Here is a 14,680-nt window from a genome sequence, read left to right as displayed (position 1 = left end):
CCGGAACCGGCCCGGTTCCCGCGCGCGAGACCGCGCGACATCTTGCCTCGGCAATGCCGCGCCCGCTGCCGCCGGGGCCGGCCCCGCTCAGGTCGCGGCGCCGGCACCGCCGAAGAACCTGTCGCCCGGAACGAACCCGGCCAGGTGCCCGGCCTCGGCCCAGTCCTGCTGCAGCCGCCCCTCGCCGATCAGCAGCACCGCGTCGCCGGGCAGTTTCAGCGGGTCGAGCGCCGCCCGCAGCGCCGCCCGCGCCTCGGCCCAGGGGCCCAGGGCGGCGGGTGCCGGGCTCGCCCCGGCCAGCGTCACCCCCTGTTCGGCAAAGCGCCGCAGCGCCATCTCGGGCGCCACGTCCGGCGCCGCCAGCAACAGCCGGTCGGCGGCCAATTCGGCCAGCTTCCCGGCCCGGTCCGAGGGCAGGTCGAGCCGCACCGGCCGCAGCCGCAGAGTCTCAGTCGAGAACAGGAAGGCGACGATGTCGCGCCCGGTCGTGGCCCGGACCCGCGCATAGGTCGGATAGTCGAGCCCGATCTCCCGCGCCCGCGCCACCCGGAGACGGATCACCTCCAGCGGCAGGGTCGGCAACAGCTCGGCCCGCGCCCTGGTCCAGCAATGCCGGGCCCAGGACGAGCCCGGGGCCAGGCTCGGCCCCCTGTTGTGGCCCAGGGCGGGAAGCGGATCGGTCATCGGAAATCCCAAGTGTGACGCCGGGATCAAACCGCAGCCCGGCCCTTGCGTCCAGAGACTTCGCGCCCGGTGCCTAACCTTTCAGCATTTCCAGCATTGCCCGTGCCGCGCGGGACAGATACCGGCGGGGATCCCGGATGGCCCGGAACCGGCGCCGCGGAAGATCGAAACCGGCCTCCCACAGGCCGTAGCCCAGCCGCGCCTGCGCCGCCCGACGCGACAGGACGGTGGCCGAGAGGCTGCCCTCGACCGCCGCGAGACAGGCCTCGTTCGAGGGCAGTTCCAGCACCACATCCAGCGCGCCCGGGTCCACCCCGCGTTCGGCGATCCGGCGCTCGAACTCGGCCCGCGTTCCCGATCCGCGCTCGCGCATGATCCAGGAGGTCGCGGCAAGTTCCTCCGCACCCACCTTCTGCCCGTGGCGCCAGTCGTGCCGGGCGCCGACCACGACCGAAATCCGGTCACCGGCGACGTCGAGAACATCCAGATCGTCGCCCGCGACTTCGCCCTCGACGACCCCGAGATCGACGGTGCCCTGCCTTACATCAGCGACCACGGTCTCGGTATTCCCGGCCGTCAGTTCCAGCGCAACCTCGGGGTAATACTCGTGGAAGGCCATCATCCGGGAGGGCAGCCAGTAGCTTGCCACGGTCTGGCTCGCGGCGAGGCGCAGCAGCCCGCCGGGCTGCCGCACCAGGTCGTTCAGGACCTGTTCGGCCTCTCCGGCACGCAGCAGCACCGCCTCGGCCTCTTTCTGGAACAGCCGGCCCTCGGGCGTCAGCTCGACGCCACGACCGACGCGGTTGAACAGTTTCACCCCGTGCCGGCGTTCCAGGGCCGTCACCGCGGCGCTGACCGCCGACTGGGTCAGGTTCAGATCACCCGCCGCCCGGGTCACATGCTCGCAACGCGCGACCGCGACGAATATGCGTAGCTGCTCAAGGGTCAATTCATCGACACTTTCGATCGGTTATACGATTATTATTTGTTTTTATTTTTTGTTTGGCAAGACGATGTTCGCGCCAATCAATGAGAATCGAGTCCCATGCATAACCTGAACACCCCCGTGTCCACCGCCGCGCGGTTGCGCGCCCTGCCCTTCCTCGGCTTTCTCCTGCCCGCCGCGGTCGCGGGCCTGGCGATCCTTCTGCACCAGCTTCCGGCCCTGGCCAGCGTCAGTTCGATGATGCTGGCCATCCTCCTCGGCATCGCCTTGCGCAATGTCGCCCCGCTGCCCGCCGCGGCGCTGACCCATACCGGCTTCCTCGTCAAGCACGCATTGCGGCTGGGCATCGTGCTGCTGGGCATCCGGATCACCCTGATGGACATCTCGAGCCTCGGCACCACGACCATCGTCATCGTGATGACCTGCGTCTTCGCCACCTTCGGCGCGACTCTGCTGTTCGGGCGCCTGCTCAGGGTGCCGCGACACCTGACCGAGCTGATTGCCGCGGGAACCTCGATCTGCGGCGCCTCGGCGGTGATCGCGATCAACGCGGTGCGGCGCGGACCGGAAGAGGACATGGCCTATGCCATCGCCACGGTGACGCTGCTGGGCAGTGTCGCGATGGTGGCCTATCCGCTTCTGGCCGGGCTGATGGGCCTTGATCCGACCGTCTTCGGGGTCTGGACCGGTGCCACGGTGCATGAGGTGGCGCAGGTGACCGCCGCGGCCTATCAGCAGGGCGACCTGGCCGGCAATGTCGGCACCGTGACCAAGCTGGGCCGGGTGGTGCTGCTGGTGCCGGTGGCGATGGGCGTGGCGCTGAGCATGCGCCTGGGCCACCGGGAAGAGGACGGGGTCGCGGGCAAGGCGCCGATCCCCTGGTTCGTGCTGGGCTTCCTGGCGGTGGTGATCCTGAACAGCGTGGTCTCCGTCCCCGACGCCGCCCACCAGGGCATCCGCCTGGTCTCGGAACTCCTGCTGGTGCTGGGGCTGGCGGCGGCCGGGCTGCAGGCCCATCTGGCCAGCCTGATGCGCGTCGGCCTGCGGCCGCTCCTCCTGGCGCTCTGCGCCTGGGCCTTCATCGCGACGCTGGGCCTGACCATGGCACAGCTGCTGCTCTGACCCCGGCGGCGACCGGCGCGGCCGCGCCCTAGGCTGGCCGCTCCTCGCCTTCCGGGATCGAGATTCGGGTGCTTCCGATCGACATGACCAACCCGATCAGCACGAAGACCCCGCTCACCCCGGTGAACAGCACGACGCCGCTGACGGCCAGGGGCGTGACCAGCTGGGTGAAGCGGTTGCAGGCCAGCCGGAAACCCAGCACCTGGCCGATCTTGTCCGGCGGCGACAGGTTCATGGTGCGGGTGATCGACAGCGGCTGCCCCACCCCCAGGCCCAGGCCGATGGCCAGCGCGATCAGCGTCAGCGCCACCGGGCTGCTGAACAGCGGCAGAACCAGGAAGCCCAGCCCGCCGAAGCCGATCGACAGGACGATGACCCTGTCCTTGCCCAGGATCCGGACCAGCGGCAGCATGAAATAGCGCATCACGACCCCGCCGCCATTGTGCAGCGCGATGATGATCCCGATCGACGAGGCCGAGAGGCCGGCCGAAAGCGCATAGAGCGGGAAATAGGCGACGAACAGGTCCTTGCCCATCAGGATCAGGCTGCTGACCATGATGGCACGCAGCATGTAGCGATGATAGCCGAGCACACGCAGCGGATTGCCCAGCGTCCGCGGTCCTGCTGCGCCCTCTGTTGCGGGCCGGGTCTCGAGCCGGTCGGCCCGCATCTGCGGCAGCACGAAGCCGACGGCCGCCAGCGCCGGCAGGCCGAGCAGCAGGAAGGCACGGTCATAGCCCACATGCTCGCCGACGATCCCGCCGATGAACGGGCCGACGAAACTGCCCAGTGCGACGCCCATGCTGAACACCGCCACTGCCCGCTCGCGGCTCCATCCATCGCCGGCCGACTTGCCGCTCTGGTTCTGCGCCGCCAGCATGAATACGGTGAAGCCGGTGCCGGCAATCAGCTGCGAGACATAGAGACCGGCGCGGCCCGGTGCGATGAAGGGCAGCAACAGCCCGATCGCCCCGGCCAGGCCGCCCAGCACCAGCGCGCGGCCCATGCCGTGGCGGTCCATCAGCGATCCGGCGACCGACGCCAGCAGAAGCGGAATCAGCGCGAAGACGGCAACCAGGATGCCCAGTTCCTCCGGTCCGACACCGATCTGCTGCGAATAGAGCGGAATCAGGGGCCGGGTTCCCTGGATGCCGGTCACGAAGAGAAAGCTCGCGATCGGAACCGGCGGAATGCTCTGGAAATGCTTCAGCAAGGTCTTTCTGGCTCCAGCAGCCCGGCGGTTCCGGGCCATGCGGCGCCCCGGGACGGGACCCGCTGAATTGCATCGCCGGACCGGACCCGGCCAGGACGACAAGAGGGCTATGGGCAGGGCCGGCCGCATCATCCTGTCGCGCCCCGCGCCGTGCTTTCTCTAGTCTCCGAGCGGGGCGAAAGGCAAGGCGGCCCGCCGCTGCCCGGCACCGCTCAGGCGCATCTTCGGGGTGGCAATGCTCCCGCCGGAGGCATGACATCTTCGCACGACCGCGGCCGGTCTTCCCCCGGCCCGTTCCGCGCGATCCTTCCGCAAGGCCGTCCGCGACGGCAGCCGCTGTCCGCCAGGTCAGGCGGCCCAGTCGTTCAGCCGGGCGACATAGCGCGCCAGGGTGTCGATCTCGAGATTGACGACATCGCCCACCTTGACCTCGCCCCAGGTCGTGACCGTCTTGGTATGCGGGATCAGGTTGACGCCGAAATTGCGCCCTTCGACCTCGTTCACCGTCAGCGAGGTGCCGTTCAACGCCACCGACCCCTTCGGAGCGATGAAGCGGGCCAGGTCCTCGGGCGCGCGGAAGCCGACCCGGGTCGATTCGCCCTCGTCGCGGATCTCGAGCACCTCGGCGACGCCATCGACATGGCCCGAGACGATATGCCCGCCCAGTTCGTCGCCCACCTTCAGCGCCCGCTCCAGGTTGATCCGCTTGCCCGGCGCCCAGAGGTTGCGACCGATGTTAGTCTTGGCGACGGTCTCGGCCGAGATATCCACATCGAACCAGCCTTCGGGCGGGGTGCCGCCGGTGGCGACCACGGTCAGGCAGACCCCGTCGCAGGCGATCGAGGCGCCGATCTCGATCGTCGAGACATCCCAGGCGGTGCCGATCCTGGCATGCAGGTCCCCCTTCTGGGAGACCGAACGCACGGTTCCGATGTCGCTGATGATGCCGGTGAACATGGGCGTCTCCCTGGACCTGTTGTCGCGGTGTAGCCCCCGGCGTCCGGCAAGATCAAGCACCCGGGCGCCATCGCCAGCCGCCGCGGTGCCGGACGTGGCGCCGTATCGGGCGCAATTGCCCATGCGCCGCCATCAAAACGCCCGGCTTTCCGGCTTTGATGAAGCGGGATCGGGTGACAGGCTGAAGGGCCGTCGCTATGGATGCGGGTCGGAGGGTGAATGACATTCGCAACCGGGATAGACCGGCGCTTCCTGTTCCTGCAGGGGCCGCACGGACCGTTCTTCAGCCGCCTCGGCCGGATGCTGCGCGCCGCCGGGGCCGAGGTCTGGCGGGTCGGGTTCAACCGCGGCGACGAGGTCTTCTGGTCCGACCGGCCCAGCTTCATCCCCTATCGCGACACGCCCGAGGCCTGGCCGGCCCGTGCCGCCGAAATCCTGACCGAGAAACGGATCACCGACCTGGTGCTCTATGGCGACACCAGACCGATCCATGCCGAGGCGGTGGCGCTGGCCCGGACCCGCGGCATCACCGTGCATGTCTTCGAGGAAGGCTATCTGCGGCCCTACTGGGTGACCTACGAACGTGACGGCTCGAACGGCCATTCGCGCCTGATGGACCTCGGCGTGGAGGATATGCGCACCGCGCTGGCCAATGCCGAACTGGACCATACCGAGGCGCCGACCCATTGGGGCGACATGCGGCACCACATCTTCTACGGGGCGCTCTATCACTTCCAGGTCCTGGCCCGGAATCGCGCCTATGCCGGATTCCGGCCGCACCGGGCCGAGAGCGTGGCGCAGGAGTTCCGTCTCTACCTGCGGCGCCTGGGGCTGATGCCGCTGCACTGGGCCGACCGGGTGGTGGCGACCTGGAGAATCCGGACCGGCGGCTTTCCCTATCACCTCTGCCTGCTGCAACTGGCGCATGATGCCAGCTTCCGGATGCATTCCCCGTTCCGGTCGATGGACGCCTTTCTGGAGGTGGTGGTCCGGGGCTTCGCCGAGGGCGCTCCGCAGCATCACCACCTGGTCTTCAAGGCGCATCCGCTGGAGGATGGCCGGGTGCCGCTGCGCCGCGAGATCGCATCCCTGGCCGAGCGGTTCGGCGTGGCCGGCCGGGTCCATTACGTGCGCGGCGGCAAACTGGCGCAGCTCCTGGACCATGCCCGCAGCGCGGTGACGGTCAATTCCACTGCCGCGCAGCAGGTGCTCTGGCGCGGCCTGCCGCTGAAGGTCTTCGGCGAGGCGGTCTATGCCAAGCCGGAATTCGTCTCGACCCAGACCCTGCCCGAGTTCTTCGCCCGGCCCGGACGGCCCGACAGCCGCGCCTATCGGGACTATCGGCACTATCTGCTGGAAACCTCGCAGGTGGCCGGGGGCTTCTATTCGGCCCGCGGACGCCGGCAGTTGCTGCGCCAGGTGGTCGATATGATGCTGGCCACGGAAGACCCCTACGAGGCGCTGCGCAAGGGCACCGCGGCACCGCGCCAGCAATTGCGGCTGGTGCGCTGAACCGGACCGGAGGCAGCCTCCGGCGGGGATATTTTCAAGGTGAAGCGGGTGGGGTCCGGATCGGACCGGCGGCTTCGGCTCAGATCGCCGAGCGGGCCAGCCAGACCAGCACCACGCCGGTGGCCAGGGCCAGAAGGCCCAGCGTCCGGCGCATGTCGGGCGACATCTCGGCGATCAGCCGCAGCATTTCGTCGAGCCGGTTCGGAAGCAGAGCCAGGATCAGGCCCTCGACCACGAAGACGAGGCCGAGGGCGAGGATCATGGTTTTCATTCCGCCGGCGCAGGCGCCGGTTCGGGGGCCGGAGCCGGCTCGGGCGTCGGGGCCGGCTCGGGCGTCGGGGTATCGGTCGGGCGCGGCTGGACCGGCCGGACCGGTTCGGCACTGTCGACCGGCAATTGCCCCAGGCCGGAGGACTGGAGATAGGTAAAGAACTCGCTGTCGGGCGAGATCACCAGCGTCGTGTTGCCCGCCTTCAGCGCCCGTTGATAGGCGGTCAGCGAACGATAGAAGCCGAAGAATTCCGGGTCCTGCTGGTAGGCTTCGGCAAAGATCCGGTTACGTTCGGCATCGGCCTCGCCTCGCGTGATCTCGGACTGGCGCTTGGCGTCCGACACGATTTCGACGACGTTGCGGTCGGCCTGGGCCTGAACCCGCTGCGCGGCCTCGCGGCCCCGGGCGCGTTCATCCTCGGCTTCACGCTGACGTTCGGCCCGCATCCGGGCGAAGGTCGCGTCGAGGTTCTGGGCCGGCAGGTTGGTCTGCTTCAGCCGGACGTCGATCACCTGAATCCCGAGGTTGGACGCCTGGCCCCGCGCCGCGTCGCGAATCCGGCTCATCAGGATGGCACGGTCGGCCGAGAGGATGGTGTTCGAGGTCACCTGATCCGAACCCAGAACCTGCCGGATCTGGGCCACGAGGATCGAATTCAGCCGCGATTCGGCGGTGGCGATACCGCCGACACCAACCGCTTGCCGGAACTTGACCACGTCGGCGATTCGCCAGCGCGCGAACGCATCGACCACGAGGCGCCGGTCGTCCGAGGGCGTCACCTCGATCTCGTCGGTATCCAGCGACTGAATCCGGTCGTCATAGCGCACGACTTCCTGGATCAGCGGAATCTTGAAACCGATGCCGGGGTCTTCCTTGACCGCCTTGATCTGGCCGAATTGCAGGACCAGCGCCTTCTCGCGCTCGTCCACGATGAAGATCGACGACAGCGCCGCCGCGATGACGATGGCCAGGATCGGCAGGATGAGGGTTGTACGGCGCATCTCAGTTGCCTCCGGTCTGGGTGGAGGTGGTGGGGCGCGCGGTCCGGCCCAACTCGTTCAGCGGCAGATAGGGCAGCACGCCCTGGTCGCCGACGGCCTTGTCGTCAAGAATGACCTTGTCGACCTGACCCAGCACCGCTTCCATGGTTTCGAGGTAGAGCCGCCGCCGGGTCACTTCCGGCGCGTTCCGGTATTCGGCCAGAACGGCAAGGAAGCGGCTGGCTTCACCAAGCGCCTCGTTCACCACCTGGGCACGATAGGCCTCGGCCTGTTCCAGCACCGCCGCGCTTTCGCCGCGGGCCTTTGCCTGGACGTTGTTGGCATAGGCATCGGCTTCGCGTTCCGACCGGTCGCGCTCCTGCTCGGCGGCCTGCACGTCGCGGAAGGCGTCGATGACTTCGCGCGGCGGGTCGGCCTTGTCGAGGTTGAGACGAACGATGGTCACGCCGCTGTCGTAGCTGTCCAGCGTGTCCTGGATCAGCTTCTCGGCGCGGCTGGCGATCACGCCGCGATCCCGGTTCAGGATCGGCGCCAGTTCCGAGGCCGCGATGATTTCGCGCATCGCCGATTCGGCCACCGCTTCAATGGTCATCTTCGGGTCGCGCAGGTTGAACAGGTATTTCGCCGGGTCGTTGATGTTCCAGACCACCTGGAAGTCGATGTCGACGATGTTCTCGTCGGTGGTCAGCATCAGCCCGCTTTCGTCGCGTGACGACTTGGCGACACCGATATCGACGGTCTGTTCGACCGCGACCGGCACCACTTCCGCGGTGACGAAGGGCCAGGGGGCGAAGTTCAGGCCGGGATTGCCGATCGACGAGAACTTGCCGAGGAACAGTTCGACCGACTGTTCTTCCGGCTTGACCGTATAGAACGAGGCAAAGACCCAGACGGCCACCGCCGCCAGACCGCCGAGGAGCAACGTGCCGCGGGTGACGATCGGGCCCTGCGGCCCGCCACCGCCGCCGCTGCCGTTCGAGGGACCGCGCGGACCATTGCCGCCGCGGCCGCCCATCAGGACGCGCAGTTGTTCCTGTCCCTTGCGGACGATGCGATCGATGTCGGGAACCTGCCCGCCGCCGACCGGCGGGCGCTGACCGCCCCGGCTGCCATCGTCATCGTCGTTACCGCCACCGCCACCGGAGCCGCCGCCCCAGGGTCCGCCGTTGTTTCCGGCCATAAGTATGCTTGCTCCCATCAATCCCTGCTCAACCTGTGCTCTGACAGGCGAAAATTCAACCCGTGGCTAATAGCTGCGAACCGGCTGCTTCATCAACACGATCTCTTCCGCCATGGTCGGATGCACCGCCACCACCGCATCGAAATCGGCCTTTGTCGCGCCCATCTTCACCGCCACGGCGGCGATCTGGATCATCTCTCCGGCGCCCGGCGCCACGATATGGCAGCCCAGCACCTTCCGGCTTTCCTTGGCGACAACCAGCTTGAACATCACCCGCTCCTGGCGGCCGATGAAAGCATGCTGCATCGGGCGGAAGGCGGCGCAGTAGATGTCCACCGGCTCGCGCTCGCGCGCCTCTTCCTCGGTCAGGCCGACGGCGCCGAGTTCCGGCTGGGTGAAGACCGCCGAGGGGATGTTCTCGTAATCCACCGTTGTCGGATTGCCCTTGAACACGGTCTCGACGAAGGCCGCACCCTCGCGGATCGCCACCGGGGTCAGCTGCACCCGGTCGGTGACATCGCCGATCGCGAAGATCGAGGGCACCGAGGTCTGGTTATGCGCATCGACCGGCACCGCGCCGTTGCGGCCCAGCGAGATCCCCGCCGCCTCCAGCCCCAGCCCCTCGGTATTGGGACGGCGGCCGGTGGCATAGAGAACCTTGTCGAAACAGGCCTCGCGCCCGGTGCTGGCCTTGACCCAGAGCTGGCCGTCGCGTTTCTCGATCCGCTCGACGTCGGTGCCGCAGTGCAGGTCGATCCCGGCATGGCCCATGGCTTCGGCGACCAGGCCGCGGGCCTCTTCGTCAAAGCCACGCAGCACCTGGGCGCCGCGATAGTATTGCGTCACCTCGACGCCCAGCCCCTTGAGGATGAAGGCGAATTCCGTGGCGATGTAACCGCCGCCGACGATCAGGATCGACTTCGGCAACTCCTCCATCTGGAACACGTCGTTCGAGGTCATCGCCAGTTCGGCGCCCGGCACCGTATCGGGGACAAAGGGCTTTCCGCCGGTGGCCACCAGGATATGCCGCGCGGTGACGGTGGTGCCATCGGCAAGCCGCAGCGTATGCGGATCGACCACCGTGGCGCGCTGGTCATGGATCGTCGTTCCGGGCCGCGCGAGATTGGTGCGATAGACGGATTCGAGCCGGTTCAGCTCGGCATCGAGCCGGGCCCGGAACCGCGGCCAGTCGAAACTGCCCGGGGTCAGGTCCCAGCCGTATTCCTGCGCATCGATCACCGCCTGGCGATAGCCCGAGGCAAAGACCATCAGCTTCTTCGGCACGCAGCCACGAATGACGCAGGTGCCGCCCATGCGGCTTTCCTCGGCCAGCGCCACCCTGGCGCCGCCCTCGGCCGCCACCCGGCCGGCGCGGACCCCGCCCGAGCCGCCGCCGATCACGAAAAGGTCGTAGTCGAAGCTCATTCAGAAATCCGCAAACAGGTTGGGTGCATCGGCGAACTGGATCGTGTCCTCTTCATGCGTGCCCTCGTTGATGTCGGTGACCTCCACCTTGCCGTCGCCATGGCCGACCACGACCACGTCGCAGATGTCGATGAACAGCCCGTTTTCGACCACGCCGGGGATCTGGTTCAGCACCAGGCTCAGCTGCCGCGGGTTGCCGATCCGCTGCAGATGCAGGTCGAGGATGAAATTGCCCTCGTCGGTCACGAAAGGCGCGTCACGGTTCATCCGCAGCGTCGAATGCTGGCCGATCACGTCGAGCGAATCGAGCATCTCCTCGACCAGCGCCTTCGAGGTCTGCCAGCCGAAGGGCACCACCTCCACCGGCAGCGGGAAGGCGCCCAGGTGCTCGACCGCCTTCGTGGCATCGGCGATGACGATCATCCGGTCGCTGGCCGTCGCGACGATCTTCTCCTGCAGCAGGGCGCCGCCGCCGCCCTTGATGAGGTTCAGATCGGGGTCGTATTCATCGGCCCCGTCGATCGTGACGTCGAGCCAGCGCGCCTCGTCCAGGCTCATCACCTTGACGCCCACCTGCCGGGCCAGTTCGGCGGTTCGCGTCGAGGTCGGCACGCCGATGATGCTCAGCCCGTCCTCGCGGATCAGTTCACCCAGGCAGCGGACCATCCAGGCGGCGGTCGAGCCGGTGCCGAGGCCGACCTTCATGCCGTCCTCGATATATTCCACCGCCCGTTTGGCAGCGACGAACTTGGCGGTGTCGATGGGAGAAAGCTGTCCGGCCATCGGGGTCTCCGTTGCTGAGGGTGCGCGGGTTATAGGAAAGATGCTCCGGCAGCGGTAGGGGCAAAAGGGCCAATTGCCTTGACACCACGGAAGGCGGCGCCCACCGTCGGGGCGCTCCAGACCCTTGCCGGTCCATCCACTGTCAATCCACGAGGTCTTCCATGCGTCCCGTTCTGCCCGCCATCGCGCTGATCGCGCTGCCCGTTCTTGCCGGTTCCGCCCTTGCCGAGGATCGCTGGATGTCGATCCCGAAGCCGCCGCCGATGCCCGAGGCCAGCGCCGAGGGGATGATGCCGGTGAACGGAATCGAGATGCATTATGCCACCTTCGGCAGCGGCCCCACGGTGCTGCTGATCCACGGCGGGCTGGGCAATGCCGACATCTGGGCAAATCAGGTCATCGACTTGATGCAGGATCATACCGTGATCGTCGCCGACAGCCGCGGCCATGGCCGCTCGACCCGCGACGAACAGCCCTTCGGCTATGATCTGATGACCGAGGATTACGTCGGGCTGCTCGACGGGCTGGGCGTCGACAAGGTGGCGCTGGTCGGCTGGTCGGACGGCGGCATCATCGGCATCGACATGGCGCTGCACCACCCGGAACGGCTGACCCATGTCTTCGCCCATGCCGCCAATGTCACCACCGATGGCGTCGATCCGGCGGTCGAGACCGATGCCGTCTTCGGCAGCTACATCGAGTGGATGGCCGGCGACTATGCCCGGCTGTCGCCGACGCCGGACGAATTCGAGGCCTTCGTCAACCAGATCGCCGGGATGTGGGCCAGCCAGCCGGCCTGGAGCGATGCCGAACTGGGCACGATCACGGTGCCGATCACCATCGCCCTCGGCGACCATGACGAGGCGATCACCCGCGCCCATACCGACCATATGGCGGCGGTGATCCCCGGCTCGACCGAGGTCATCCTGCCCGGGGTCAGCCATTTCGCGATGCTTCAGGACCCCGAGGGCTATACCGCTGCGGTCCGCGCCGCGATCGACTGACGCGGCGCGCCGTCGCGGTCGGGGTCCGAATTGCGGCGCCGGGCTTTTCCTCGGCCCGCAACTGGCCCATATGCTGGCGGGAAGGAGTTCCGATGTCCCGCGCCCCGTCCCCGCTGTCCCGATCCGCCCGCCGCCCGTTGGCCGGCTGCCCCGATGCGCAGGGCTAGGGTGCCGGGTCCGGTCTATCTGGTGCTGGGCTGGATCTCGGTCTCGCTCGGGGTGATCGGGATTTTCCTGCCGATCATGCCGACCACGGTCTTCATGATCCTCGCCGCCTTCTTCTTCGGCCGCGGCAGCCCGCGGGCCCGGGCCTGGCTGATCGGCCACCCGGTCTTCGGGCCCAGCATCATCCGCTGGGAGGAAACCGGCGCGATCCCGAGAGTGGCGAAATTCTGGTCCTGCGTCGCCATGGCCGCCTCGCTGGGGCTCACGCTCTGGTTGCAGGTTCCGACCTGGGTGCTGCTGCTGCAGCTGGTCGCCCTGAGCGGCGCCGCCGCCTTCATCCTCAGCCGCCCGTCCTGAGCCGGCCGGCCTGCGCCGCTCACGCCGCCGACACGCGCATTTGTCCGGGAATCGCGCGGAACGTGAAACCAAACCTCAACATATGGCGTTTACCCTGCGAAGGCATACTCGGGATCGGTCCCCGTCGGGGCCTGGAGGTTTGACCATGCTGCACGATCAGACGTTGTGGATGAAAGAGAACCGCTTCTGGGACCGCGACGCGCCGCCCCGGATCGACGACCGCAGGATGCTGCACAAGGACGGGGTCGCCGTGCTCAGCTATCGGGTGACCGGCAAGACCCGCGCATTGCACTGCCGCTCTACCTATGCGCGCGCCTGCGGCTCGTGGATGCTGATCGAGCATCGGCAACGCCCGGCCTGATCCGCCGGCACGCCCATCCCGGCACGCCCATCTTCGGGTCCCAAATACTCCCGCCGGAGGCGTCCCGCCGCCACCGCCCGCGACCGCCGGCCGGGGTCGCACTGTCCCGTCCAATGGTCGCTTTGGCATGGACCTCGCCCCCCCGGCTCTGGCATCACTCGGCTCCGGTACCTGCCGGTGCCAGAGGAGAGGCACGATGTTCCTGTCGGTTTTCGAGATGTTCAAGGTCGGGGTCGGGCCTTCGTCCTCCCACACCATGGGGCCGATGCTGGCGGCGGCGCGGTTTCTCGACCGGCTGCGCGGCTCGCCCTTCAGCGCCCGGGGGCTGGCGGCCTCGTTGCATGGCTCGCTGGCCTTCACCGGGGTCGGCCATGCCACCGACCGGGCGGTGATCCTCGGCCTCGCCGGGTTCCGCCCCGAGGACTACGACGCCGCGAAGGCCGAGGTCGCGCTGGCCGGGATCCGCGCGACCCGGCAGGTGACCCCGCCCGGCCTGGCGCCGCTGACCTTCGATCCCTCGGCAGACCTCGTCTTCGACTACGGCCCTCCGCTGCCCGGCCATGCCAACGGGATGATCCTCAGGGCCCGCGATGCGCAGGGCGACGTGATCCTGGCCGAGACCTATTACTCGGTCGGCGGCGGCTTCGTGCTGACCGAGGCGGAGCTGGCGGCGGGCAAGGACACCGCGGAAGGCGCGCCGGTGCCCTATCCGTTCAAGAGCGCCGCCGCGATGCTGGAGATGTGCCGCAAGACCGGCCTGACCATCGCCGGGCTGAAACGCGCCAACGAGCTGACCCGGCGCAGCGCCGCCGAGCTCGACCGTGGATTGGCGCGGATCTGGACGGTGATGAACGGCTGTATCGAGCGCGGGCTGGAGACCGGCGGCACCCTGCCCGGCGGGCTGAACGTCAAGCGCCGGGCGCCGGGCATCCGCGCCAGTCTCGAACGCGAGCGCGGCCGCAACCTGACCGCGCCGCATGTCATCAACGACTGGATGTCGGTCTACGCGATGGCGGTGAACGAAGAGAACGCGGCCGGCGGCCAGGTGGTGACGGCGCCGACCAACGGCGCGGCGGGGGTGATTCCGGCGGTGATCCGCTATTGGCTCGACCATGTGCCCGGCGCCAGCGCGGCGCGGGTGCCCGAGTTCCTGCTGACCGCGGCGGCGGTCGGCGGGCTGATCAAGTTCAACGCCTCGATCTCGGGCGCCGAATGCGGCTGCCAGGCCGAGGTCGGCTCGGCCTCGGCAATGGCGGCGGCGGGGCTGGCAGCGGTGCTGGGCGGCAGCCCGGAGCAGATCGAGAACGCCGCCGAAATCGCGCTGGAGCACCACCTCGGGATGACCTGCGATCCGGTGAAGGGACTGGTCCAGGTGCCCTGCATCGAACGCAACGGGCTGGGCGCGATCAAGGCGGTCTCGGCGGCCTCGCTCAGCCTGCGCGGCGACGGAAGCCATCTGGTGCCGCTGGACGCGGCGATCGAGACCATGCGCCAGACCGGCGCCGACATGAGCGAGAAATACAAGGAAACCTCGCTGGGCGGTCTGGCGGTGAACGTGCCGAACTGCTGACCCTTCGGCCCGGCCCGGGCGAGTCATCCCGGCCACAGCCGTCCGAAACCTGCGCCGCGGCCTTGGCGCCACGCTGGCCACAGGGCCGCTGCCCCCCTAGGCCAAGGGGCAATGCGTTTCGTCCGAGGC

General features: G+C 68.3%; 15 protein-coding genes. 6 read left to right on the top strand and 9 right to left on the bottom strand.

Going from position 1 to position 14,680, the window contains the following annotated elements:
• Nucleotides 1-87 precede the first annotated feature (87 nt).
• A complete protein-coding gene (locus NUW50_RS13385) occupies nucleotides 88-684 on the bottom strand; it encodes a hypothetical protein (protein WP_258289639.1) in 597 nt (198 codons plus the stop codon).
• 73 nt (nucleotides 685-757) lie between these two features.
• Nucleotides 758-1,633 (bottom strand): LysR substrate-binding domain-containing protein, encoded by an 876-nt coding sequence (locus NUW50_RS13380; RefSeq protein WP_258289638.1) that lies wholly within the window; start codon nucleotides 1,631-1,633, stop codon nucleotides 758-760.
• A gap of 96 nt (nucleotides 1,634-1,729) precedes the next feature.
• On the opposite strand from NUW50_RS13380, the gene NUW50_RS13375 reads away from it, so the two are divergent.
• Nucleotides 1,730-2,752, top strand: a complete 1,023-nt coding sequence (locus NUW50_RS13375; protein WP_258289637.1) for a YeiH family protein — start codon at nucleotides 1,730-1,732, stop codon at nucleotides 2,750-2,752.
• Between the two features lie 28 nt (nucleotides 2,753-2,780).
• Here the strand turns inward: NUW50_RS13375 and NUW50_RS13370 are convergent, their stop codons facing one another.
• The gene (locus NUW50_RS13370; protein ID WP_258289636.1) at nucleotides 2,781-3,965 is read right to left on the bottom strand and encodes an MFS transporter; all 1,185 of its coding nucleotides are present in this window, start codon (nucleotides 3,963-3,965) and stop codon (nucleotides 2,781-2,783) included.
• Between the two features lie 348 nt (nucleotides 3,966-4,313).
• A complete protein-coding gene (locus NUW50_RS13365; protein ID WP_258289635.1) occupies nucleotides 4,314-4,922 on the bottom strand; it encodes a riboflavin synthase in 609 nt (202 codons plus the stop codon).
• A 219-nt stretch (nucleotides 4,923-5,141) separates the two neighbouring features.
• Between NUW50_RS13365 and NUW50_RS13360 the strand changes: the two genes are divergently transcribed.
• Nucleotides 5,142-6,434 carry a capsule biosynthesis protein gene (locus tag NUW50_RS13360; RefSeq protein WP_258289634.1) on the top strand — a complete coding sequence of 431 codons (1,293 nt, stop codon included), beginning with the start codon at nucleotides 5,142-5,144 and terminating at the stop codon, nucleotides 6,432-6,434.
• A gap of 79 nt (nucleotides 6,435-6,513) precedes the next feature.
• Here NUW50_RS13360 and NUW50_RS13355 read toward each other — a convergent pair whose 3' ends face one another.
• The 5 genes from NUW50_RS13355 to rpiA all read right to left on the bottom strand — a co-directional run bounded on the left by NUW50_RS13355 (nucleotide 6,514) and on the right by rpiA (nucleotide 11,094).
• The gene (locus NUW50_RS13355; protein WP_338001363.1) at nucleotides 6,514-6,696 is read right to left on the bottom strand and encodes a DUF2065 domain-containing protein; all 183 of its coding nucleotides are present in this window, start codon (nucleotides 6,694-6,696) and stop codon (nucleotides 6,514-6,516) included.
• 5 nt (nucleotides 6,697-6,701) lie between these two features.
• A complete protein-coding gene (gene hflC / locus NUW50_RS13350) occupies nucleotides 6,702-7,706 on the bottom strand; it encodes a protease modulator HflC (protein ID WP_258289632.1) in 1,005 nt (334 codons plus the stop codon).
• Nucleotide 7,707: 1 nt separating this feature from the next.
• Entirely contained in the window at nucleotides 7,708-8,886 is a 1,179-nt protein-coding gene (gene hflK / locus NUW50_RS13345; protein ID WP_258289631.1) for an FtsH protease activity modulator HflK, read from the bottom strand.
• Nucleotides 8,887-8,952: 66 nt separating this feature from the next.
• Nucleotides 8,953-10,311, bottom strand: a complete 1,359-nt coding sequence (gene gor / locus NUW50_RS13340; protein WP_258289630.1) for a glutathione-disulfide reductase — start codon at nucleotides 10,309-10,311, stop codon at nucleotides 8,953-8,955.
• Nucleotides 10,312-11,094 carry a ribose-5-phosphate isomerase RpiA gene (rpiA, locus tag NUW50_RS13335; RefSeq protein ID WP_258289629.1) on the bottom strand — a complete coding sequence of 261 codons (783 nt, stop codon included), beginning with the start codon at nucleotides 11,092-11,094 and terminating at the stop codon, nucleotides 10,312-10,314. It abuts the gene before it with no gap.
• A 161-nt stretch (nucleotides 11,095-11,255) separates the two neighbouring features.
• On the opposite strand from rpiA, the gene NUW50_RS13330 reads away from it, so the two are divergent.
• The 4 genes from NUW50_RS13330 to NUW50_RS13315 all read left to right on the top strand — a co-directional run bounded on the left by NUW50_RS13330 (nucleotide 11,256) and on the right by NUW50_RS13315 (nucleotide 14,551).
• Complete coding sequence (locus NUW50_RS13330) at nucleotides 11,256-12,098, top strand: alpha/beta fold hydrolase (RefSeq protein WP_258289628.1); 843 nt, start codon at nucleotides 11,256-11,258, stop codon at nucleotides 12,096-12,098.
• Nucleotides 12,099-12,251: 153 nt separating this feature from the next.
• Nucleotides 12,252-12,620 carry a YbaN family protein gene (locus NUW50_RS13325; protein ID WP_258289627.1) on the top strand — a complete coding sequence of 123 codons (369 nt, stop codon included), beginning with the start codon at nucleotides 12,252-12,254 and terminating at the stop codon, nucleotides 12,618-12,620.
• A 145-nt stretch (nucleotides 12,621-12,765) separates the two neighbouring features.
• Nucleotides 12,766-12,981 (top strand): hypothetical protein, encoded by a 216-nt coding sequence (locus NUW50_RS13320; protein ID WP_258289626.1) that lies wholly within the window; start codon nucleotides 12,766-12,768, stop codon nucleotides 12,979-12,981.
• A gap of 196 nt (nucleotides 12,982-13,177) precedes the next feature.
• On the top strand, nucleotides 13,178-14,551 hold the full coding sequence (locus tag NUW50_RS13315; protein ID WP_258289625.1) for an L-serine ammonia-lyase: 1,374 nt from the start codon (nucleotides 13,178-13,180) through the stop codon (nucleotides 14,549-14,551).
• The last annotated feature ends 129 nt before the right edge of the window (nucleotides 14,552-14,680 follow it).

Source organism: Frigidibacter sp. ROC022, assembly GCF_024723735.1.
Taxonomy (GTDB): domain Bacteria; phylum Pseudomonadota; class Alphaproteobacteria; order Rhodobacterales; family Rhodobacteraceae; genus SLM-1.
The sequence above is the reverse complement of the archived record's forward strand: the minus strand, read 5'-3'. Positions and strand labels throughout refer to the sequence as shown.